Annotated in this window: 16 protein-coding genes and 1 pseudogene; all 17 read right to left on the bottom strand. The window is 62.1% G+C overall.

Annotated features, from left to right (window positions below; genetic code table 11):
• Positions 1-7 precede the first annotated feature (7 nt).
• The 17 genes and pseudogenes from NPS56_RS24120 to NPS56_RS24040 all read right to left on the bottom strand — a co-directional run bounded on the left by NPS56_RS24120 (position 8) and on the right by NPS56_RS24040 (position 21210).
• Entirely contained in the window at positions 8-229 is a 222-nt protein-coding gene (locus NPS56_RS24120; protein ID WP_274076962.1) for a cbb3-type cytochrome c oxidase subunit 3, read from the bottom strand.
• Entirely contained in the window at positions 229-1656 is a 1428-nt protein-coding gene (ccoN, locus tag NPS56_RS24115; RefSeq protein ID WP_274076961.1) for a cytochrome-c oxidase, cbb3-type subunit I, read from the bottom strand. Before ccoN ends, NPS56_RS24120 begins: the two co-directional genes overlap by 1 nt.
• A 414-nt stretch (positions 1657-2070) precedes the next feature.
• Positions 2071-4437 (bottom strand): tetratricopeptide repeat protein, encoded by a 2367-nt coding sequence (locus NPS56_RS24110; protein WP_274076960.1) that lies wholly within the window; start codon positions 4435-4437, stop codon positions 2071-2073.
• A gap of 187 nt (positions 4438-4624) precedes the next feature.
• Positions 4625-7138 (bottom strand): fused MFS/spermidine synthase, encoded by a 2514-nt coding sequence (locus NPS56_RS24105; RefSeq protein WP_274076959.1) that lies wholly within the window; start codon positions 7136-7138, stop codon positions 4625-4627.
• Positions 7139-7322: 184 nt separating this feature from the next.
• The gene (locus NPS56_RS24100; RefSeq protein WP_274076958.1) at positions 7323-8903 is read right to left on the bottom strand and encodes an arylsulfatase; all 1581 of its coding nucleotides are present in this window, start codon (positions 8901-8903) and stop codon (positions 7323-7325) included.
• A gap of 75 nt (positions 8904-8978) precedes the next feature.
• Positions 8979-10007, bottom strand: coding sequence for an HAD family hydrolase (locus tag NPS56_RS24095; RefSeq protein ID WP_274076957.1), 1029 nt, complete (start codon positions 10005-10007; stop codon positions 8979-8981).
• Positions 10004-11386, bottom strand: coding sequence for a hypothetical protein (locus NPS56_RS24090; protein ID WP_274076956.1), 1383 nt, complete (start codon positions 11384-11386; stop codon positions 10004-10006). The genes NPS56_RS24095 and NPS56_RS24090 overlap by 4 nt, the downstream gene beginning before the upstream one ends.
• Entirely contained in the window at positions 11383-12963 is a 1581-nt protein-coding gene (locus NPS56_RS24085; protein ID WP_274076955.1) for a VWA domain-containing protein, read from the bottom strand. The genes NPS56_RS24090 and NPS56_RS24085 overlap by 4 nt, the downstream gene beginning before the upstream one ends.
• A 1-nt stretch (position 12964) precedes the next feature.
• Positions 12965-13957, bottom strand: a complete 993-nt coding sequence (locus NPS56_RS24080; RefSeq protein WP_274076954.1) for a vWA domain-containing protein — start codon at positions 13955-13957, stop codon at positions 12965-12967.
• Complete coding sequence (locus NPS56_RS24075; RefSeq protein ID WP_274076953.1) at positions 13944-14519, bottom strand: DUF4381 domain-containing protein; 576 nt, start codon at positions 14517-14519, stop codon at positions 13944-13946. The genes NPS56_RS24080 and NPS56_RS24075 overlap by 14 nt, the downstream gene beginning before the upstream one ends.
• Complete coding sequence (locus tag NPS56_RS24070) at positions 14516-15451, bottom strand: DUF58 domain-containing protein (RefSeq protein ID WP_274076952.1); 936 nt, start codon at positions 15449-15451, stop codon at positions 14516-14518. The genes NPS56_RS24075 and NPS56_RS24070 overlap by 4 nt, the downstream gene beginning before the upstream one ends.
• Positions 15448-16428 (bottom strand): AAA family ATPase, encoded by a 981-nt coding sequence (locus NPS56_RS24065; RefSeq protein ID WP_274076951.1) that lies wholly within the window; start codon positions 16426-16428, stop codon positions 15448-15450. The genes NPS56_RS24070 and NPS56_RS24065 overlap by 4 nt, the downstream gene beginning before the upstream one ends.
• An 8-nt stretch (positions 16429-16436) precedes the next feature.
• Positions 16437-17384 (bottom strand): SphA family protein, encoded by a 948-nt coding sequence (locus tag NPS56_RS24060; RefSeq protein ID WP_274076950.1) that lies wholly within the window; start codon positions 17382-17384, stop codon positions 16437-16439.
• Positions 17385-17407: 23 nt separating this feature from the next.
• Positions 17408-18181, bottom strand: a pseudogene (locus NPS56_RS24055) (DUF1254 domain-containing protein); the annotation flags it as partial.
• A gap of 26 nt (positions 18182-18207) precedes the next feature.
• Positions 18208-19659, bottom strand: coding sequence for a DUF1254 domain-containing protein (locus NPS56_RS24050; protein ID WP_274076949.1), 1452 nt, complete (start codon positions 19657-19659; stop codon positions 18208-18210).
• A gap of 14 nt (positions 19660-19673) precedes the next feature.
• Positions 19674-20465, bottom strand: a complete 792-nt coding sequence (locus NPS56_RS24045; RefSeq protein ID WP_274076948.1) for a hypothetical protein — start codon at positions 20463-20465, stop codon at positions 19674-19676.
• A 319-nt stretch (positions 20466-20784) separates the two neighbouring features.
• A complete protein-coding gene (locus NPS56_RS24040; RefSeq protein WP_274076947.1) occupies positions 20785-21210 on the bottom strand; it encodes a YciI family protein in 426 nt (141 codons plus the stop codon).
• Positions 21211-21356 lie beyond the last annotated feature (146 nt).

Below are 21356 nucleotides of genomic sequence, written 5' to 3'. Positions count from 1 at the left end.
CTTCACCTCAAACCTCCAGATTTCCCCAACCCTTTCGAGGCTCTTGCGGCGCCACCGCATTGATGGTCTTGCCCGTCGCGGCTTCCACCCGCCGCGCAACCTCCGGATCATCGGCAAACGGAATCAAACTGGCATCGTCCAGGCTTTCAGCCGTCTGATGGCGCAGGCAGTACTCGATGGCGACCCACCCAAACACCACCCCCAGGATATTCAACAGGATCTCGGCCATCAGGCTATCTGCGCCTCACGTTCAGCCATCGCCACGTCAGCCACCCGCACCGTGCGCCACAGGTTGTATGCCATCACCAGCATGCCGGTGAGGAACAGCACACCCCCGGCAAAACGCACCACGAACCCCGGGTGGCTGGCCTGCAAGGCCTCGACGAAGGAATAGGTCAGCGTGCCGTCGTCGTTGATCGCGCGCCACATCAGGCCCTGGGTGATGCCGTTGACCCACATCGAGGCGATGTACAGCACGGTGCCGATGGTCGCCAGCCAGAAGTGCAGGTTGATCAGCGGTGTGCTGAACATCTGCGCGCGGCCGAAGACTTTCGGCACCATGTGGTAGGTCGCGCCGAAGGTGATCATCGCCACCCAGCCGAGGGCACCGGCGTGCACGTGGCCGATGGTCCAGTCGGTGTAGTGGGAGAGGGCGTTGACCGTCTTGATCGCCATCATCGGCCCTTCGAAGGTCGACATGCCGTAGAAGGCCAGGGACAGCACCAGGAAACGCAGGATCGGGTCGTTGCGCAACTTATGCCAGGCCCCCGAGAGGGTCATCATGCCGTTGATCATCCCGCCCCAGCTGGGTGCCAGCAGGATCAGCGACATGGCCATGCCCAGCGACTGCGCCCAGTCCGGCAGCGCGGTGTAGTGCAGATGGTGAGGGCCGGCCCAGATGTACAGGGTGATCAGCGCCCAGAAATGCACGATCGACAGACGATACGAATACACCGGCCGGCCCACTTGCTTGGGCACGAAGTAATACATCATCCCGAGGAAGCCGGTGGTGAGGAAAAAGCCCACGGCGTTGTGCCCGTACCACCACTGGACCATGGCGTCGGTGGCCCCCGAATACACCGGGTAGGACTTGAACCAGTCCACCGGGATCGACAGGTGATTGACCACGTGCAGCATCGCAATCACCACGATGAACGCGCCGAAGAACCAGTTGCCGACGTAGATGTGCCGGGTCTTGCGCTGCACCACGGTGGTGAAGAACACGATGGCGTAGGCGACCCAGACCAGGGTCATCCACACCGCGCCGGAGAATTCGATCTCGGCGTATTCCTTGGTGGTGGTGTAGCCCAATGGCAAGGTGATGAGCATCACCACAATCACCGATTGCCAGCCCCAGAACGTGAAGGCGGCGAGTTTGTCCGAGAACAGCCGCACCTGGCAGGTACGCTGCACGGCGTAATAGCTGGCGGCGAATTGCGCGCTGCCGGCGAAACCGAAAATCACCAGGCTGGTGTGCAACGGACGCAAGCGCCCGAATGTGGTCCAGGGCAAGTCCAGGTTCATCTGCGGCCACACCAGTTGCGAGGCGATCCACACGCCCATCGCCATCCCCACGACGCCCCAGACCACGGTGGCCACGATGAATTGGCGGACCACCTTGTAGTTATAAGCCTGTCCGATAGTTGTTGTGCTCATGATCAATGCTTCCACGGTTGCAATGCCATGCACTGTAGAAACCGTGGCGAAAACAAAACAGGCTCAGGAATATTTCATTTGTGCGGATCAGAACCAGCATGACGTGAATGCGCGGGGTATTTCTCTGATATGGTTTTTTCACATATGGCTGAATCTGTTACGAAGATTAGCATCGGTTCATAGTCATATGCCTCTGCAGGAGCGAGCTTGCTCGCGAAAAAAACCGAGAGCGCCACGGTTCTGCCGCGTCGTGAAGTGGCGGCGGTGAGTCAAGTTGTTCATTGGCAGGGCTGACGTTTTCGCGAGCAAGCCCGCTCCCACATTTGATCTTCAGAGTTCACAAAATCTGTGACCCGAACAGATCCAATGTGGGAGCGGGCTTGCTCGCGAAGGGGCCTTGGGATCAGCCACCAATCACTTCAGCGCCGGATCTCCCATGTTCATTTTCTTCCAGCCCTGCAACAGCACCTGGGCCTTGGGTTCCTGGCCGTTATCCAGGTAGTACTGGATCAACGACAGCCGGGCATTACGGTTGGCAGGCTGCACTTTCAACAGCCGTTCCAGCTCCTCACACGCCGCATCGACCTTGCCGCTGTCATGCAGGGCCACGGCCAGCACGTAGCCGTACTGCGCACTCTGCGGCTCCAGTTGCGCGGCCTTGCGCAGGAACGGCATGGCCTGTTCGGCTTTGCCGGCGCGCACCAGTGACAAGCCCTGGGTGTGTTGCAGCAGTGCTGCATCCGGGTGTTCCTTCAGGCTTTGCGCCATCAGCGCCTGGGCTTCCTGGCTGCGACCATTGGCCTCCAGCCACTGCACCAGGGTCACCAGCGCCGGGTAGAAGTCCGGGTCGCGCTGCAGTGATGTGCGCAACAAGCCTTCGACCTCGCCGCTACGGCCGCTGGCTTGATACAGCATGGCCAGGTTGAGGTTGGCTTCGGCGCGTTCGGCCAGGCTCTTTTGCACGGCTTCGTATTCGCCGATGGCAGACTCCCAGTTGCCCTGGGCGCTGCCCAGGCCATTGCGGGCGACGCTGAGCAAATCGCGGGCCGCCGCGATGCGCACGGCCTTCACCGGGTCGCTCAACAGGGGCGTCAACAGTGGCGCACGCTCTGGCGGCGGCAGGAATGCGCTAATGGCACGGATGGCGCTTTCGCGCACTTGCGGTGCCGGGTTGGCCAGGTCCTTGGTCGCCAGTTTCAGCGCCTGCTCACTGGGGTACAGCGGCAACTCCGTCAACAGCGTCGCCCGTTGGATCGCCGGCAGGTTGCTGCGTTGCAGTTGCTCGTACAAGGCTTGCGCGGCGCCGGGCTGGCCGTTGCGAATCAGCCACAGGCTTTCATCGTAGCGTGGGGCTTGCAAGGCGCTGGCGTTGGCGGTGTTCCAGAGCTTGAACTGCTCGGTGACCTTGTCGCTGGCCTTGCCCTGGTGGCAGGTCAGGCAGGCGTCCGGCGTGCCGAGTTTTTTCGCGCGCTCGGGGTTGGGGATGCTGAAACTGTGGTCATGCCGAAAGTCATTGCCCATGTAGAACTTGCCGGGCATATGGCAATCCACGCACTGCGAACCCGGCTGGCCCATGGTGTGGCGGGTATGTTCGATGGAGTCGTAGTTCTTGGCTTGCAGGCCTTTGCCGTCGACGGTTGCCACCGGTGTCTTGCCGGCGGTGTTGTGGCATTGCAGGCAGACGCCGTTACCCGGTGCCTTGAGTTCGCTGCTGTGGGGGTTGTGGCAGTTGCTGCAACGCACCCCCTTGTCGAACATTTTGCTCTGGGCGAAGGAGCCGTGCTCGAACACTTCGTCCTTGATCTTGCCGTCCAGGGCGTACAGCTCGCGGGTCAGGGCGCTTGGCAGGTAATCATCCATCAGGCGCTTGCCGACGGTGAAGCCATCGCCCAGCGGCGCGCGGCGCGAGTGACAGCGGGCGCAGGTTTCGATTTCGACGGTGGCGTTCTTGTCCTTGAGGTCGACGGCGAACCCTGCGTGGATCAGGTCGGTCTTTTTCGCCGTCCATTCCAGGTGATTGGAGGCCGGGCCGTGGCAGGCCTGGCAGCCGACGCCGAGGCTGTTCCACTGGCCGTCGAAGGTGTTTTTCGCGGCATCGAAATTGCGTTTGTAACCGGTGGTGTGGCACTCGACGCACATGAAGTTGGCGTTCTGGCTGGGTTTGCTCCAGTGCAGCGGGTCCTTGAAGGTCACGCCCTGGCCCGGATAGAGATGAAACCAGCGGTGCTTCTCGGTATCCCAGGCGATGCCCAGGGCTTGCAAGCGACCTTCGCCGACTTCGATCAGGTACTGCTGCAACGGTGCGATGCCAAAGGTGTAGGCGACCTTGAAATCGGTGTTCTTGCCATCGATGCCGGGGGTGTTGACCCAGAATCCGTCGTCCTTGCGCGAGAACCGGGTGGTTTCATTTTCGGCTTTGAAAGTGACGTTGTTGAAGTCGCCGAGCATGGTCTCGGCGTTGGCTTCCTGCATTGCCAATTGGTGATGGGAACCTTGCCAGTCCTTGACCTGGGCGCTGTGGCAGCCCTGGCATTGTTGTTCGTCGACCATTTTCGCCGGTGCCACGGCAATGGGTTGCGGTTGTGGTTTGGCGGGCTGTGCGACAGGTGCGCTGACCGGCGCAGGGGGCACGGGGGCCGGTTGGCTGCTGAACAGGAACCAGCCGATGCCCGCGACCGCCAGCAGCAGGATGCCGATGGTGACGGGGAACAGGTAACGATTGATCAGGTTCGGTTGCGAATCAGGGTTTGGCTTTGCTGCGTTATTTTTATGTGTCGGCATTACGACTTCCGTAGTCCAGGTGCGTTTGCCGTCAGGCGCGCGTTGAGGCTCGAGGCAGCTTTGCCGGAAGGGCGGCGTGTGTCAAATGATGGTTTTGGTGAAGCGGATGGCCCCTTCGCGAGCAAGCCCGCTCCCACAGGGGAACGCATTCCAATGTGGGAGCGAGCTTGCTCGCGATAGCGATCTGTCATTCCCCGACAAACCAGCGGAAATACGGATTCCCGCCATCCCCGCGCATCACCTCGCGCACATCCCTGGCCCAGGCATCCCGATCGCCGTCATAGGCATGCAGGCTTGCCCGATAAAACTGCATCAGGCGTTGCCGATGAGCATTCATGCGCTCATTGAACCCGGCATCGGCATTCACCAGCGGCGGCGCAACGTGCAAGTCCAGCAGGGCTGGCAGCACCCGGCTGATTTCCTTGGCCCGCACCCACGGCGCGTATTCGATGCGCGGCTGATCGTCCGTCACCGCGGGGGCGTCAGCGGCGAAGCGCTCAAGGCCGGTGCGATCGGTCACCCAGGTCGCGAGCAGCGCGGCGGCCGAGCCGATGCCGACGTCCTGCAAGGTACTGCGCACGCTTTCCTGTTGGAAGCGCTGGCTGATTTTCGCGGCATCCAGCTCGATCGGTTCCAGCGAGCCCACCAGCAGCATCTCGTGGAACTCGCTGGTCCACAGCGTGGCGTAGGGGAAGACATCCAGAAAGCTGCGTACCAGCGAACGCGCGTCGTCGATGTTCTGCGTGGGCAATGGCAGCCACTGGGCGACCAGGCCCTGTTTCTGCAGGCGACTGGCGGCCAGTTGATAGAAATCCCGGGAATACAGGTTGACCACGCCGGCAGCGGAGGGCGGTGGCGGTTCCAGGGTGATCAGGTCGTAGGGCTGCGGGTTGCGCAGCAGTTCCTGGCGACCGTCGCGCAGGCGCACGTCGATACTCGGATCGGCGGCGGCATTGAAGTTGCCCTTGAACAAGGGCGCCGCCTTGACCACCGAAGGCAGCAGCTCGGCGACCACCCGGTGTTCCAGGCCCGGATAGCGGGTGAGGGCACCCGCCGTGATGCCCGTACCGAAACCGATCACCAGCGCCGAACGCGGTTCGCCGTTGTGGATCAACAGCGGCAACAGCGCCTGAATCCGCATGTAGCGCAGCGAAGGCATGGCATCGCCGGTATTGGACACGCCCTGGATATACAGGCGCTGGAACGCCCGCTGGCCCTTGCCCTGGGTGACCACGGCCACGGTGCCGCCGCGTCCTTCCTCGTAGAACGCCAGGGTACCGTTGCGCGCGCCGGGCAGCAGGCTGGCCAGTTTGTCCACCGGAGTCAGCAGCGCCAGCGCCAGCGAGACCAGGCCGACCGCGATCACACCCTGGCGCCGGCCTTTCTTCACGCCATGACCCTTGCGCACCGCGAAGTAGCCGATTCCGGCGGCGATGATCGCCAGCAATCCCAAGGTTCGTACCAGCCCTAGCAGCGGGATCAGCACAAAACCGCAGAGCATCACCCCGACGATGCCGCCCAGGGTATTGAACGCTACCACCTCACCGACATTTCGCCCGACATGCTCGCGCCCGACGCTGAGGCGCAGGGCCACGGGAAACGCCGCGCCGAGCAGCACGGTCGGCACGAACACGATGCTCAATGCGGCCACCGCAAAGCGTACGCTCATGCCCAGCAATTCACTGGCACCCCATGACAACACCCAGGCTTCGGCCACGCTTTGCGCGAGCACCAGCCAGCGCCCCAGCAGGGCAATTTCCAGCAAGGCGATCAAGCCGGCACCGGCGATCAGCAGGCCGAACACCCCCCAGGGATCGCGCAGGCGATCGACCCGGCGGGCGAGCAGGGCGCTGCCGAGGAACAGCCCGGTGAGGTAGGTCGCCAACACCACGGCAAACGCGTAGGTGCGGGTACTCATGAACTGCACGATGGATTGCGACCAGACCACTTCGTAACCCAGGGCCACCCCACCGGCAATCGAGTACAGCCACAGGGCCAGGCGATCCGGCGCCTTGTTGGCGTGGTGCTTGACCGGTGCCTCAACGGCGGGCGAACGATGGCGCTGGAACCACAGGGCGCCCGCGGCCGCCAGCAGGTTGAGTATCGCGGCGGCCAGGGCACTGCCGCGCACGCCGAGGGTGGCGATCAGCACGAACGCAGCGAGCAGCGTGCCGGCGATGGCGCCGGCGGTGTTGGCCGCGTACAGGTGGCCGCCGGCCTTGCCCAACTGCTGCGGGTCGCTGGCCAGGGAGCGAACCAGTACCGGCAACGTACCGCCCATCAGCAGCGCCGGAACGCCCACCAGCACAAACGGCAGCACCCAGGCCAGCAGGCCGATGTGTTGTTCCAGCCAGGCGAAAGGGCTGGCCGCGACGCTCATGGCGAAGGTCGCGCCGACACCCAGCACCGCCACCAGCACTTCCAGCCCGGCGTACAGCAGCACCGGTTGCTGCAGGCGGTCCGCCCAGCGGCCGAACAGCAATCCACCCAGGGCCAAGCCAGCGAAAAATGCGCTGATTCCGGTGGTGATGGCGTACACCTCGACGCCCACCACCAGCGACAGCTGCTTGATCCACAGCACCTGGTACACCAGCGCCGCGGCGCCGGAGACGAACAGCAGCAGGGCGGGGATCAACAGCGCCGGGGAGGCGACGTGGGGGGCGGGTATGGCCGACGACTTGCTGGCGACACGTGAGGACATTGCGGATTGCCTTGTTCCGGTTCAAGAACACCTGTGACTGTGCCGTCCCTTTCGCGAGCAAGCCCGCTCCCACATTTGGAACGCGGCCCCCTGTGGGAGCGGGCTTGCTCGCGAAGGGGCCGATGCGGTCCCAAGTCGAAAATAAGTCCGCTCGCCGGTGAAGGCGAGCGGCGGTCAAGCGGTCTTACTGTGCAGCTTTCATTTTTTCAGCAATTTTCGCATCTACCGCAGCACGGATCTGGTCAACGCTGAAGCTGGCCGGTTTCTGGCTTGGTGGGTAATCGATGAACGTTTGCAGGAACGCAGCCGACTTCATGACTGCCATTTCAGTCAGGTAAACGTTCTTGGTGGTCCAATCGTAGTATTGGTCGGAAACGATGTCGGCCCTTTCGTACGGGTCCATCCGCAGGTTGAAGATTTTCGGTACGCGCAGGCATACGAACGGTTCGCTCCAGACTTTGAAGCCGCCAGGTGCGCGCTGCTCGCAGAATACCGCCTTCCAGTTATCGAAGCGCATCGACACCAGCACGCCGTCGTCGTTGAAGTAGTAGAACTCCTTGCGCTCGCTTTTAGGCTGTTGGCCGGTCAGGTAAGGCAGCTGGTTGTAACCGTCCAGGTGCACCTTGAAGTTGTTACCGCCCGAAGTCGGTGCCCAGCCTTTGAGCAGCTTGTTTTTTACGTCAGGCTCACCCACGGCAGCCAGCAAGGTCGGGAACCAGTCCAGGCCCGAGAACATCTCGTTGGACACTTCACCCGGTTTGATTTTGCCTGGCCAGCGAATCATGGCTGGAACCCGGTAGGCGCCTTCCCAGTTGGAGTTCTTCTCGTTGCGGAACGGCGTGGTCGCGGCGTCCGGCCAGGAGAACTGGTTCGGGCCGTTGTCAGTGGTGTAGACGACGATGGTGTTGTCGGTGATTTTCAGGTCATCGAGGGTTTTCAGCAGCTTGCCGACGTCGCCGTCATGTTCGAGCATGCCGTCCGCATAGTCGTTGCCGGGCATGCCGCTCTGGCCTTTCATCGACTCGCGTACGTGGGTGAACAAGTGCATGCGGGTGGTGTTCATCCAGACGAAGAACGGCTTGTCGGCCTTGGCCTGTTTCTCGATGAACGCTTGCGCCGCCGCCGTGGTTTCGTCGTCGATGGTTTCCATGCGCTTGGTGGTCAGCGCACCGGTGTCTTCGATCTTGCCGTCGGCGAAGCTGTGGATCACGCCCCGGGGTGACACGGCCTTGACGAACTCGGGGTCGTCCTTGGGCCAGTACGGACGCTCGGGTTCTTCTTCGGCGTTGAGGTGGTAGAGGTTGCCGAAGAACTCGTCGAAACCGTGGTTGGTCGGCAGGTATTCATCCTTGTCGCCCAAGTGGTTCTTGCCGAACTGACCGGTCGCATAGCCCTGGGATTTCAGCGCCTGGGCAATGGTGATGTCACGCTTTTGCAGGCCGACCGGTGCACCCGGTACGCCGACTTTGGATAAGCCGGTACGCAGAGGCGTCTGCCCGGTAATGAATGACGAACGTCCTGCCGTGCAACTGTTCTCCGCGTAATAGTCAGTGAACATCATGCCTTCCTTGGCGATGCGGTCGATGTTCGGCGTCTTGTAGCCGACCACGCCCATGGAATAGGCACTGATGTTGGTCTGGCCGATGTCGTCGCCAAAAATCACCAAAATGTTGGGTTTATCGGCAGCCCCGGCCGTTGCCGAGATTGCCATCACCGACGTCGCGACCAGGGCGAGTTTGGGTAGCCACTTGCGTATGCGAGTCATAAGACTTGCTCCTTTTTGCTCATTGGCGTCGCTTGAATACGACAAACGTTTATTGCAGTCCTGCGTTACGCTTTCTTATTGCACTTGCCCGGTTGTGGCGGCATCGAACGGATAGATCCGGCGCCATTCGGCGGCCATGTCGACGACGGTCCAGCCACGTTTGTTTGCTTCGTCCAGCGCCTTGTCCAGCCGACCGATCTGCGATTGGCGGTCATAAGCCCATTCGCGTTTGGCGTCGGTGTGGTGCACCAGCCCCATGAATCGTTTGCCCGACCCGGCCGCGGTCCACTGCAGCATCTGCAGGTCGCCGTCGGAGTTGCCGAAGGCGAGAATCGGTCGACGGCCGATCACGGCGTCGATGCTCACCGGTTTGCCCGGCCCGTCATCGTTGTGCGCCAGTTTCGGGGTGCGCAGGATCGACGCCTGGCCATCCTTGTACTCAAACGTGGTGACGAATGTGGTGCCGATCACCTGCTCGGGCGGGATGCCGTAGACCTTCTCGGCGAAGGCGCGCATGAAGCCGGTGTCGCCCCCGGAAACGATGTAGGTCTTGAAGTTCTGGCTGCGCAGGTAGTCGAGCATTTCCAGCATCGGCTGGAAGATCATCTCGGTGTAGGGCTTGCCGGTTTTCGGATGGCGGGCCTGGGTCAGCCAGGTCTTGGCGTAGTCGTCGAAGGCTTCGGTGGTCATGCCGGTGTGGGTCGCACCGAAGATTTTCATCATGCCGTCGAGGCCGCTGGCGGCGAGGGCCTTGTGATCGTTTTCCAGCACGGCCTGGAACGGCTGGGTGGTTTTCCACTCCGGGTGCTGCGCTGCGGTGCGCTTGACCTCTTCCAGGGCGAACAGAAACTCGAAGTACATCGGCTGCTCGCTCCACAGGGTGCCGTCGTTATCGAACACGGCGATACGGTCCTCGGGTTTGACGAAGTCCTTGCTGCCCTGATCGGTCACCGCTTGCACGAATTCGATGATGTTCTTTTTTGACGGACCATCATTCCAGGAAGGCAACGGCTCAGCGGCCTGCACCAGCAATGGCAGGCTCAGGGCAAGGGTCAATAGAAACCGGAAACCGTGCAGTTGGCGCAGCGATACGGAGCTCATCATGGGACATCCTTCTCGTGAACGGGGTTGAGTGGTCGCAGTGCGGTAGCGAGTGATTCCTGCTTGTGTTCGTCCAGACTATGCAGCGTAGTCAAGGATTCCTTGAGTTGGTGCAGCGCCTGATCCTTGGTCGGCTGGCGGCCGTAGCACGCACGCAGGAAGGCTTGCAGGCGCGGGCCGAAGCCGGTCAGCTTCAGGCCGTTGCGGCTGCGGCGGGTCCACAGGTACAGGGCGCCCAGTTGTGGCGGTTGGCCATCCAGTTGCGCCGGGATCTGGCGCCAGGCGTAGTCGGGCGATTGCAGCCACGCCGCGTGGCGGGCACGGCGGCGGGCCTGCCAGGCGAGGTGCGCGCGGTGCACATACGGGCGGGCAAACCAGGCGAGCAAAATCACGCCCGACAGCAACGCCAGCAGGCTCAGGGCAACACCCGAGAGGTGCAGGCGATTGCCCTGACCGAGTTTTTTCAGGTCTTCGGTAATCGAGAACACGGGCTTGTAAGCGCTGTTGGCGGCGGCGTCGATGCTTACGGCCGGGACCTGGGCGATGCGGGTCTGCTGGCTGCTGGCGTCAAACCATTTCAGCTCGATGGCCGGCAGGTTGTATTGGCCTTGTTTGTCGATGCGGTAGGTCACGCTGTCGATGCGCTGGCCGCCGGTGAAGTTGCCGCGCCCGTCGTCCAGATTGCTGATTTGCGGGGTTTTCGGGTATCGGCTCAGACCGCTGACATCGCCCAGTGAAGGTGTCGGCAGCGACATGGCCAGGGCACCGTCAGCCTGAAGCGTAAGCTCTCGGGTGAGGCTGTCGCCAACTTTGGGCGGCGAGGACGAATCAACGATCTTCTGGCTGAACTGCAGCCCTTGCGCAACCAGCACCGGCTCGCCGGGCTGGAAACCTGGCGGTCGCGTCGCGGTGAAGTGCAGTGGTTGGCTTTGCGCGCTGAGCTCGCTGGTGGCTTGGCCCGGGGTGACCCGCACTGTCAGCGGTGGGATGTCGAAGGCCTGGGCCAGGTTTGGCGTGATCAGGTAGGTGTAGCGCATGCCGTTGAAGGATTTGCCGTCGAACGTCTGGTTCAGGTGCTCGGCGTGGCCATCGGACGGCATCACCAGTGCACCGGGCAGTTTCAGGTCGGGCAGGGTGGGGGCGCTGGTGAACCAGGTGTCGGTGAGTACGTCCAGGCGCAATTCGACGAGGCTGCCGACCATGGCGGTGTCGGCGGGTTGCAGGGTGGCCTGGACGCGCAGGTCGGGTTCGGCGGCGAGGGTGGTGGTGCTGATCAGGCAAAGGAGCAGGGCGCTGAGTTTTGTGATGACTGGACGGGCGCCATCGCTGGCAAGCCAGCTCCTACAGTTGGGCGGGGCGACACGGTCTCTCAGACTGATCATGGCCTGCCTCCCACCTGATCCTGCAAACTGAACTTCTGCTTCAGGAACTTCGCCGGCGATGTCGTCAGGTTCTGCAACCACTGGGCATCCGACGCCGCCTGTTCGGTTTGCACCTGTTTGCTCTGGCCCTTGCCCGGTGCCTTGTCCATCTTGATTTCGTCGGGTTTGACCTCAGGGGCGTTTTTCTCGGCGTCTTCGGTGTCTTTCTGCAGGGCGATGGCCAGGGCCAGGTTGGCCGTGGCTTCGGGGAACTGCGGCTGCAACTTCAGCGCCTGGTTGTAGGCCGCGATGGCCTGGTCGAACTTGAAGCGGCGCACGTAGATGTTGCCCAGGTAGAAATACGCCTGGGGCGTTTCCAGGCGCGCGAAACTGGCCAGGGCCAGGTCGAAATCGGCGGCGTTGTAGGCGGCGATGCCTTTCCAGTACGGGTCGACGAAATGCGCGGCGGCCTGGGGGAAGTGTTCGTGCTCGAAGGCCCAGCGACCTTGCTGGTCCGGGGTGAAAAATGCATCGGTCAACGCATTGGCTTGTGCCGGTGCCGGTTGATAGCCGATACCGATGGCCAATAAAAGACCGGCCATCCAATTCACACTCCAGCCCTTGCGCACACTGAAAAACGCCAGCAACAACAGCGGCCAGCACAACCAGTAACCGGCATCCTTCCAGTGCAGCTCGCGCTGTTCATCGCTGGCACTCTGGAAATGTTGCTGGGCGTGAAGATCAATCCAATCCAGGTCGTCGTCATTGAGTGTCAGACTGCCCAGGGGCGCATCCAGGGCTGACGCCAGTTGCTTGAGGGCGGCCTGATCGAAACTGCCCAGCGCCGGGCGACCATTGCTGTCGGTGCGCGGCTGGCCGTTGGCATCGCGGATGATTCCGCCGTCTTGGCTGCCGACCGCGAGGATCAGCACTTGCAGCGCGCTGTCTGCCAGTTGTTTGTCCAGGCCGGCCAGCGCCGAGGTGTCGGCGCCGTCGGTGATCAGCAACAAGGTGCCTGGAGTTTTTTCCGCTACCAGCAGACGCTTGGCCTGCTCGATCACCGCGCCGACGTTTTTCCCCGGTTTGCCGATCAGTTCGGTGCCCAGCGCCTGGATGAAGGTGTCGAGCAGGGCCGGATCGTCCGTCGGCGGCAACACCAGATGGGCGCTGCCCGCATAGGCGATCAAAGCATTGCGCGCACCGGCGCGACGCTGGATCAGGTCATGCAGCTTGTGTTTCGCGGCTTCCAGACGGGTCGGTGGTACGTCGTTGGCATCCATGGACGGCGACAAGTCAACGGCGATGATCAATGGCGCCCGGTTCTCCAGGAAGTCCGGGCGATCCTGTTCCCAGGTCGGCCCGGCGGCGGCAACCGCACCGATCATCAACAGTGCGCAGACCAGGTGCACCGGACGCAGCCATTGCTGATCCTGCGGGGTAATCAGCAAGTGCGGCAGCAGGTGTTCGGCGATGTTGCCGCGCAAACGCCGCTGCAAGTCGCGGCTGCGGCGCCAGAGCAGTGGCAACAACGCGGCAAAAGGCAGCAGCAACAGCCAGAGTGGGCGCAGGAAGTGGAAGTCGCTGAGGTTGATCTCCATCTCAGGCCTCCTGCCGCTGGCGTGCGATGGACAATCGAGGAGATAGCATGGCGATCACGTGATAGAGCGCGAGCAGGGCAATCGCCGCCCCGAGCGGCCACCAGAACAGATCTCGTTTGGGTTGATGGCTGAGGGTTTTCACCTGATGCGGGGTGAGCTGGTCGAGGGTGCTGTAGACCTGATCGAGGGCGTTGCGGTCTTCGGCACGGAAGAACTTGCCACCGGTGGCCGTGGCGATCTGCTGCAATCCCTGCAAGTTGACCTTGGCTTCACCGGAAGCCTCGGGGTCGCCAATGCCGATGGTGTGGATCACCACGCCTTTGGCCGCGGCCATTTCGGCTGCGTGATCCGGGGTGATGGCGCTGCTGGTGTCGTTGCCGTCGGTGAGCAAAATCAGCACTTTTTCCTGCTCATGAGCCTGATCGAGCAGTTTCAGGCTCAGGCCAATGGCATCGCCGATCGCCGTGTTGGGGCCGGCCATGCCGATGCCGGTGTCGTCCAGCAACAGCGACAGGCTGGCGTGATCGAGGGTCAAGGGCGCTTGCGGGTACGCGCCGCTGCCGAACACGATCAGGCCCAGGCGATCCTCTTTGCGTTTGTCGATAAAGCCATGCACCACTTCCTTGACCGCGGCCAGGCGATTGATCTGCTGGCCGTTGGCGTCGGTGAAATCGGTGGTCTCCATGGACTGGGAAATGTCGATGGCCAGCATCAGGTCGCGCACCGGTTGCTGGCGCTCGATGGGTTGTTCCACGTACACCGGCCGGGACGCGGCCAGCAGCAACAGCGCCCACACCAACAGGTTCAGCAGCAACTGCCAGTGATTGGTGCGCGTACCGGCCTGACACGGCGCCTGGCCGACCGCGCGGCTCATGGCTGCGAAAAACGGCACACGCACCGCGCTGCGCGCCTCACGGTAATCGGGCAAGAAGCGATAGCCCAGCCATGGCAAGGGCAAAAGCAGTAACAGCCAGGGGTAATCAAGCTGCCACATGATGATGCTCCACCCAGTGTTTGCAGGTGTTGAACAGTTGCTGGCGCTGCTCGTTGGGCATGGCGCGTAACACGGCATCGGGTGCATAGGCCAGTTGTGCAAGCTGTTGGCTGAAATCTGCGGGCAGGAGGGCTTTACTGTGCCGTTGCAGGAAGGCCTGCCAATCCGCATTCCCAAGCGCACCGGGACCCTGTAGGAGCTGGCTTGCCAGCGAAGGCGGCCGCCAGAACACTGCACGCCTCAAGGCCCCCTTCGCTGGCAAGCCAGTTCCTACAGGGGATGTGTTCGGCATGGAGATGGCGGTGCGTTTGAGCAATTCTGGAAGCTCGCGCAACGCATTCAGATCGTCACTGCGCTTTTGCAGCTGCGCCAAGCGCACCAGGGCCTCACGGCGATAACTATCACGTCGCCATTGCACATAGCGCCGCGCGCTCAGCAGCACAACCGCCACCACCAACACAGCCAACAACACCCACCAACCCCAGGTCTGCGGCGCGTAGCTGACCGGCGCGGGCAGGGCGATTTCCTTGAGTTGCTCGATGCTCGGCACATTCGGGTTCACCGCCGTGCTCCCGCTCGTTTGCCCAGCTCGGCGCGCAGTTGTTCGTGAGCTTCGGTGGCGGTGCTGAACATCATCAACGGCACCTGGCTGCGTCGCAGCAGCGTGGCCACGTCCTTGAGTCGACCGCTGAGGAAATCACCCAACGGTTGGTGCACCTGGCGACGCTCCACCGCCAGTTCAACCTGCAACTGGCCCTGGGTGATCAGCAGGCGGCCGTTCCTGGGCAGGTTCAGCGCCAGCGGATCGTAGACCTGCATGGCGATCACATCGTTGTGCGCCGCCAGCTGCCGCATCAGCTGCAAGGTGCGCTCGCCCGCGCCGGCAAAGTCGCTGACGATGCAGATCAGATGATCATGCCCGGCCAGCGCCAGGCACTGCTGCAAAACCTTGTCCAACTGGTCTTCGCCTTCGGCGTCGGCATTGGCCGCGTTGAGTTCCTGATTCTGCTGGGCGATGCGGCTGCACAAGGCTTCGATGCGCTTGCGGCTGCGCAGGGGCGCGATGCTGTCGATGCGCTGATCGTTGAACACCAGCCCGCCGACCCGATCCCCCGCGTTGAAGACCATCCACGCCGCCAGTGCGCCGAGTTCGGCGGCGACGGCGGATTTGAAGCTGCGTTGCGAGCCGAAAAACATCGACATGCGCTGGTCGACGACGATCAACGCCGGGCGGTCCCGTTCTTCGGTAAAGGTGCGCACCACCGGTTTGCCGGTGCGCAGCGACGCCCGCCAGTCCAGATGACGCAAATCGTCCCCCGGCTGATAGCGGCGCAATTCATCGAAATTCAGGCCACGGCCACGCAGGCGCGACGCATGGTTGCCGGCCAGGATGCTGCCTTGAGGTTGGCGGGCAGCAAAACTCAGGTCACGGGCCTTGAACTCCAGCGCCATCAATTGCGCCAGAGAGACATAGACCAGACCGTCGACATTCATGCCGCAATCGCGACTTTGTCGAGCAGACGGTCGAGCACCTGATCGGCCGTTACGCCGTCAGCCACCGCGTCGTAGCTCAGTTGCAGGCGATGGCGCAGCACCGGGTGCACCACGGCGCGCACGTTGTCCGGCGAGACGAAGTCCTGGCCTTGCAGCCAGGCATCGGCGCGGGCGCAGCGATCCAGGCCGATACCGCCGCGCGGGCTGGCACCGATGTTGATCCAGCGCCCGAGGTCGGCGTCGTAATCGGCCGGGTGGCGGGTGGCATTGATGATGTCGATCAGGTAGCGGTCGATGGCGGGGGACACATGCACCGCACTGACTTCCCGGCGCGCGGCGAAGATCACGTCCTGGGACAGCTCGAAGCCTTGTACCGGCGCAGTCTTGGCACCCAACGCCACTTCTTCCTCGCGCAGCAGGCGCAGCACCTGGCTCTCGTTTTCCGCGCTCGGGTAATCCAGCAGCACCTTCATCAGGAAGCGGTCCATCTGCGCTTCAGGCAGCGGGTAGGTGCCTTCCTGTTCAATGGGGTTTTGCGTTGCGACGACGATGAACAGTTCCGGCAGCGCATGGCTGTTGCCGGCCACGGTGATCTGCCGTTCTTCCATGGCTTCGAGCAGCGCGGCCTGGACCTTGGCCGGGGCGCGGTTGATTTCGTCGGCCAGGATCAGGTTGCCGAACAGCGGCCCCGGCTGGAAGCGGATCTCGTTCTTGCCCTCGACCTGGTGCAGCACCTCGGCGCCGGTAATGTCCGACGGCAGCAGGTCCGGGGTGAACTGGATGCGACTCATCTTCGCGTCCAGGTGTTTGGCCAGCGCCTTCACCGTACGGGTCTTGGCCAGCCCCGGCAGGCTTTCCAGCAGCAGGTGCCCGTTGGCCAGCAGGCCGACGAGAATCTGCCGGATCACCTGGTCCTGGCCGAGCACCGCTTCGGCGATGCTCGCTTGCAGGGCGTTAAGGTCGTTGAGTGCGCTCATGTCTGCTCCTAGAAAAACGCCAGGGTCATGTTGGCGGCGACGCCGTTGCCTTCAGGGCGGTTCTTGGTGTCGAACTCCGGCACCCAACGCAGGCTGAAGTTGGCCTGGGCATCGGCGAACTTGCCGGTCCAGCCAATCACCGGGCCGGCACCGACCGAACGCCCGCGAAAGCCACTGCTGGCGCCCGACCCGGAGTCATCGTTGATCTGCTGGATGTAACCGGCCGCCATGCCGGCCGCCCAGCCATTGCCGAAACCGTGGGTCCACAGCAAGTCCAGGGTGAAGAGATCGCCGTTCTGATAATCCGTGTCGTCGTTCTCGGTATAGAACTCCAGCCCGCTGGACAGGGTGAACTCGCCGCCCTTGCCGTCGAGATGGGTGAAGGCCACGGTGGGCATGAAGGTGTAGGTGTTCTGTCCGGCGTTGGCCAGGCGATCGACGTCGTAGGCGCCTGTGGGCACGTAGATCGGCAGCGAGAACGAGATGTGGTTGACCTCGTCGAAGTGATAACCGGCGGCGATCGGCGTTACCAGCATGTCGGCGAACTGGGTGGCCGTGTCCTCGGTGCCCAGGGTGCGGCCTCGGGGGCCGGTGATGCTCGCGGTAACGTCGGTGTACTGCACCGGCACGCCGATGGCCGAGGCGTAGTTCCAGCGACCCTTGCCGGTGTCCCAGACATGGGTGAAGTTGGCCATGGTGTAGGACACCTTCATGTCCAGGTCGGTACTGATTGCGCCGCCTATCGGTATCTGCGAGTTGCCCTTGAGATCACCGTCGTACCAGATGCTGGTCAGGGACATCACCCAGCCCGGTTCCGGCGGCACGATCCCGGCATTGGAAAACACTTGTTGCCCGGTGATTGGCCGGCCAACGCCACCCTCGACTGCGAGCACCAGCGGACTACTGCCGACCAGGCACAGCGCTAACAACGAGCGCACTACGTAAGGCTTGATCATGACTTGCTCCGCTTACTGGCTTCGATGCCGATTTTCGCGAAACGCCCGAGCAGGTCTTTTTCCACGTCCTGGGGCGGGGCGAACGACAGCATGAAATTCAGGTATCGAAACAGGTCCGGGGTGTCGCTCATGGTCGGCGTGGGTTTCGGCCAATCGACCTTCGGCGCGGCAGGCGGCGCTTTTTGCTTGTCGTAGTGGCTGAGGGTTTCAACCTTGTAGCCCTTCTGGATCTGCTTGACCTTGGCCAGGTCCTTGTCATCGAACAACTGCGTGCGATACAGCGCATAGGCGATGTTGCTTTCGCTGCGCAGCAGGCGGTCGATGTTCAGCGGCTGCCGGCCTTGCCAATTGGGGCCGGCAATCATGAAATGGCCGCCGTTGTTGCCGGTGCTGCGGGTGCCCAGGTAGGCGAAGTTCTGCGTGTAGGCGTCAATCAATTGCACCGAGTAATAGCGATGCTCTTCGATGGGCGGCAGGGTCAGCACCACCGGCTCGGCGCGCAGGTCCATCCAGACGAAGGAGTAGGGGGTGTCTGCATTCGGCGTGACGAACGCGGTGTCCCTGGCGGTGAGCGCCTTGGCGGTGTTGCCGATCTGGTTGAACGGCGCCTTGAAGTTCGGGCTCTGCTTGTCCACGGCCTGGGTGTAGAGGGTCTTGTACATCTCCACCACCGGGAAACCGTACAGGTAGGCCTCCTTGGCGATGCCCCGGGCTTCTTCCGGGGTGGCGGTGAAATCGGCCCAGGCACTGCTGCTCAAGGTGAGTACAAGGGCGGATAACAGAATGCGGTTATTCATGACACTTCCTTAATGAACACGCGGCGTCATTCCACGGCCGTGATGTCGTCGAGTTTCCAGCTCTTGTCGAAGTAGGCCAGGGTCGGGGCATACAGGCGGAAATAACTGAACCAGTGTTTGCCCGGCAGGGTTTGTACCCAGTTGCTCTCGAAGCCTTTTGGCGGGGTGGGGCCGAAGTACAGGTCTACCGAACCATCGGCGTTCTTTTTCAGATCCTGGCGCGACGACAGGTCGGCCTTGCGCTGCGGGTTGTCGATCAGGCAGCGGCTGTAGATGTCATACACCGTCATCGACCAGAACTGCTTGGCCGGCGGGTTGGCGCCGACGTGCAGGCGATAGCTCTTGGCACCGTCGAGCCAGTTGCCCTTGGCGTCGGTGTAGGCGCCGAGGTAGGTCTGGCCCAGGCCCGGGGTTTTCGAAACCATGCCCTTGGTGTTGGTGACCGCCTCGTAGAACCAGGCACTGCGTTCCCACAGTTGGTCGTAGTAAGCGACGCGCTGGGAAGGGTCGGCGATGTTCAACACCGTGTCCCACTGCCGGTCCGGCCAGTACTGGGCACCGGGAAAGCGCTTGGCGAAGGTGTTGGCCTTGGCAATCAGCTCGCCGACTTGTGCACCTTGTTCCAGGGCCTTGCGCTGGACATCGGTCGGGTTGAACGGTTTGCCCTTCTCGATGCCAAGGCTCGCGAGCATGGCCATGTAGAAGCGATCACGTTCGTTGACCGGTTCTTTCTGGATGATCTGGTGCAAGCGCGCCCAGTACGCCATGCCCCGTGGCTGGGTGCCGGACCAGGCTTTGCCGCCGGGGGAGAGCAGTTTGGTCTGGCTGGGCTCCGCACGCTTGGCGTAGGGGTACATCCGGAATTGCTCGACCAGTGCCTTGCCCTTGGCCGGGTCGGGGTCGAGCACGCGAAAACCTACCAGCACGTTCATGGTTTGTGACCTGGCCAGGTAATACTGGCCTGCATCGGCCGGTGGTTCGGCACCCGGTGGCAGCACCAGGTATTTGCCGCCCTTGCCTTTGTCCGGGCCGGTCTGGCCCATGTCGATGATCGCCCGTTGCCAGAAATCGCCAATACCACCCGCAGTGGGGCCAGGGGGCAGTTCGATCACCAGCGGCCCGGTTTCATTCAGATCGACGAAACCCAGGATGTAGGGTGTGGTGGCGTTGGCGGTGATGACGCCAAGCTTGTCTTCATAACTGTCGAGCACCATCAGGTCGCCATTGTGGGCGCCCAGCTTGTCGCGGAATTGTTCCTGCCATTGTGCGTAGGACACCAGCGGCAAGGCCCACAGATAACTCTGGGTCGCCTGCTGGAAGTCCAGTTCGGCATAGAGTTTGGCAATGGCGTCATGGGCGGGCAGTTCGCCTTCCATGGCGATCTTGCCGATCCGGGTGTCCAGTTCCTGGGCACCCACTCCGCAACTGACGAACATCGTCATCAGGCTGAAACCGGCTGCGCGAATAGCACCGTGCATAGGCGGGGGATTCCTTATTTACCGAAAGTGGCGTTGAGGCCGACGAACAGGGTGAATTGCGGCATGCCATCGCCTTTTTTCTCGACGGTCCATTGCGGTTCGATGAAGGCGTTGAGGATATTGGACCCGTCCTTCCACACTTTGCCACCACCCAAACCGAGTGGGATGTAGTGGGTGTCGTTCTTCAGGTCGAAGGTCCAGATGCCGGTGGAGCGCAGGTACCAGCCCTTTTCCAGGTTATGGATGATGAAGGGCTGCATCGTTGCGCTTTCGACGTTGGGCCGGTCGTGGTCGCCGGCGAACGAGCTCTGGTATTGCACCAGCGCGCCCAACAGGCCGCGGGGTGAAGAGTCGATCGCAACCGCGGCCAGACCGGCTTGCCATTTGCCGGTACCGAGCTCGTCCTGGTCGGCAGTGGGGGCGGTGATCATCGGGCCGATGCCCAACTGCACGCCTTCGGTCTTCACCAGGAAAATATCGAACAGGTTCAGGTCACCTTCGCCGGTGCTGTAGCCACTGTTCGGGTCCGGGTGGGTACTGATCGGCGCCGTGGCGCGTATCAACTGCGGCACGCTAATGTAGTCGTTGGGCGCAATCGGCAGGGTGCCGCGTATCAGCAGGTCATTGGTATGGATGTTGGTGTCGTAGTACTTCGGGGTGTAGTAGTCCTGAGCGCTCATGCCCGGGGCGAAATTCAGCGGGTTGTTGCTTTTGTTGGCGGTCTCGGCGTTATCCGCCTGGGCGCAAACAACAGGCGCAAGCAAGGTCGCCAAAAAAAAGGCGCGCGTCCCCGGTTTGTTCAACATGATTCCCCGATTCCTTGGTGGCTCATTTGGATGACTCGGCACTTGGCGGCCGTTACTGCGTAAGCTCTTTCCTATCAGCCTGTAGGATATGTCTGTAGACGCTAGCAGTTAACCAGCGATTCGCTAGTCGAAGGGGTTAATTCTTTGGTTTTGTGTGCGGGTTCGTATTAATTTTGTGTACTAAAAGGTTGATACGAATCAGGGGGTTGCGGGGAGTAATTAGAAGCTGGCGTATTGGGGCGCGCTTTGGTGGCAAGGCTCGCGCCTGCAAGAGGTTGCTACCTGCAGGCGCGAGGCGTCTGGGTATTTGCTGTAACCTTCAGCTCTTTTTCCCCTGCCCGAACGCCCGCTCTTCCTGCTCGCGCAACTCCGGTGTCAACTCTTCGCCGAAATCCTCCAATTCGAATACCTGGCGAATCTCGATCTCGGCTTCGGTGCCTGGCATCGGGTTGGGGCAACGCTTGACCCATTCGATGGCTTCTTCTTTCGACTTCACTTGCCACAGCCAGAAACCGGCGATCAGCTCCTTGGTTTCGGCGAAGGGGCCGTCGATTACCGTGCGTTTGTCACCGGAGAAACGCACGCGGGCGCCTTTGCTGCTCGGTTGCAGGCCTTCGCCGGCGAGGAGGATGCCGGCCTTGGCCAGTTCCTCGTTGTAGTTGCCCATGGCGGTCAGCAGTTCGGTGCCGGGCATGATGCCGGCTTCGGAATCCTGGCTGGCCTTGATGATGATCATGAAACGCATGGTGTAGTCTCCGCTGGATTTGGATGGTTCATTTATAGTCGAACGATCACCGGCCAAATCGACAGCGGTATTGCGATAAACTTATGAATACCCAGCTCCCAAATGTGATCGGGGCGCATACAAGTTCAATGCAAGGCAAGGAACCT

This window comes from Pseudomonas putida, from assembly GCF_028682635.1.
Taxonomy (GTDB): Bacteria; Pseudomonadota; Gammaproteobacteria; order Pseudomonadales; family Pseudomonadaceae; genus Aquipseudomonas; species Aquipseudomonas putida_AE.
This window is presented reverse-complemented; position numbering and strand designations above follow the sequence as displayed.

What these genes read in the sequence shown, in the direction of transcription:
- NPS56_RS24120 (WP_274076962.1), bottom strand. Translation starts at nt 229, where the DNA reads ATGGCCGAGATCCTGTTGAATATCCTGGGGGTGGTGTTTGGGTGGGTC.
- ccoN (WP_274076961.1), bottom strand. Translation starts at nt 1,656, where the DNA reads ATGAGCACAACAACTATCGGACAGGCTTATAACTACAAGGTGGTCCGC.
- NPS56_RS24110 (WP_274076960.1), bottom strand. Translation starts at nt 4,437, where the DNA reads ATGCCGACACATAAAAATAACGCAGCAAAGCCAAACCCTGATTCGCAA.
- NPS56_RS24105 (WP_274076959.1), bottom strand. Translation starts at nt 7,138, where the DNA reads ATGTCCTCACGTGTCGCCAGCAAGTCGTCGGCCATACCCGCCCCCCAC.
- NPS56_RS24100 (WP_274076958.1), bottom strand. Translation starts at nt 8,903, where the DNA reads ATGACTCGCATACGCAAGTGGCTACCCAAACTCGCCCTGGTCGCGACG.
- NPS56_RS24095 (WP_274076957.1), bottom strand. Translation starts at nt 10,007, where the DNA reads ATGATGAGCTCCGTATCGCTGCGCCAACTGCACGGTTTCCGGTTTCTA.
- NPS56_RS24090 (WP_274076956.1), bottom strand. Translation starts at nt 11,386, where the DNA reads ATGATCAGTCTGAGAGACCGTGTCGCCCCGCCCAACTGTAGGAGCTGG.
- NPS56_RS24085 (WP_274076955.1), bottom strand. Translation starts at nt 12,963, where the DNA reads ATGGAGATCAACCTCAGCGACTTCCACTTCCTGCGCCCACTCTGGCTG.
- NPS56_RS24080 (WP_274076954.1), bottom strand. Translation starts at nt 13,957, where the DNA reads ATGTGGCAGCTTGATTACCCCTGGCTGTTACTGCTTTTGCCCTTGCCA.
- NPS56_RS24070 (WP_274076952.1), bottom strand. Translation starts at nt 15,451, where the DNA reads ATGAATGTCGACGGTCTGGTCTATGTCTCTCTGGCGCAATTGATGGCG.
- NPS56_RS24065 (WP_274076951.1), bottom strand. Translation starts at nt 16,428, where the DNA reads ATGAGCGCACTCAACGACCTTAACGCCCTGCAAGCGAGCATCGCCGAA.
- NPS56_RS24060 (WP_274076950.1), bottom strand. Translation starts at nt 17,384, where the DNA reads ATGATCAAGCCTTACGTAGTGCGCTCGTTGTTAGCGCTGTGCCTGGTC.
- NPS56_RS24050 (WP_274076949.1), bottom strand. Translation starts at nt 19,659, where the DNA reads ATGCACGGTGCTATTCGCGCAGCCGGTTTCAGCCTGATGACGATGTTC.
- NPS56_RS24045 (WP_274076948.1), bottom strand. Translation starts at nt 20,465, where the DNA reads ATGTTGAACAAACCGGGGACGCGCGCCTTTTTTTTGGCGACCTTGCTT.
- NPS56_RS24040 (WP_274076947.1), bottom strand. Translation starts at nt 21,210, where the DNA reads ATGCGTTTCATGATCATCATCAAGGCCAGCCAGGATTCCGAAGCCGGC.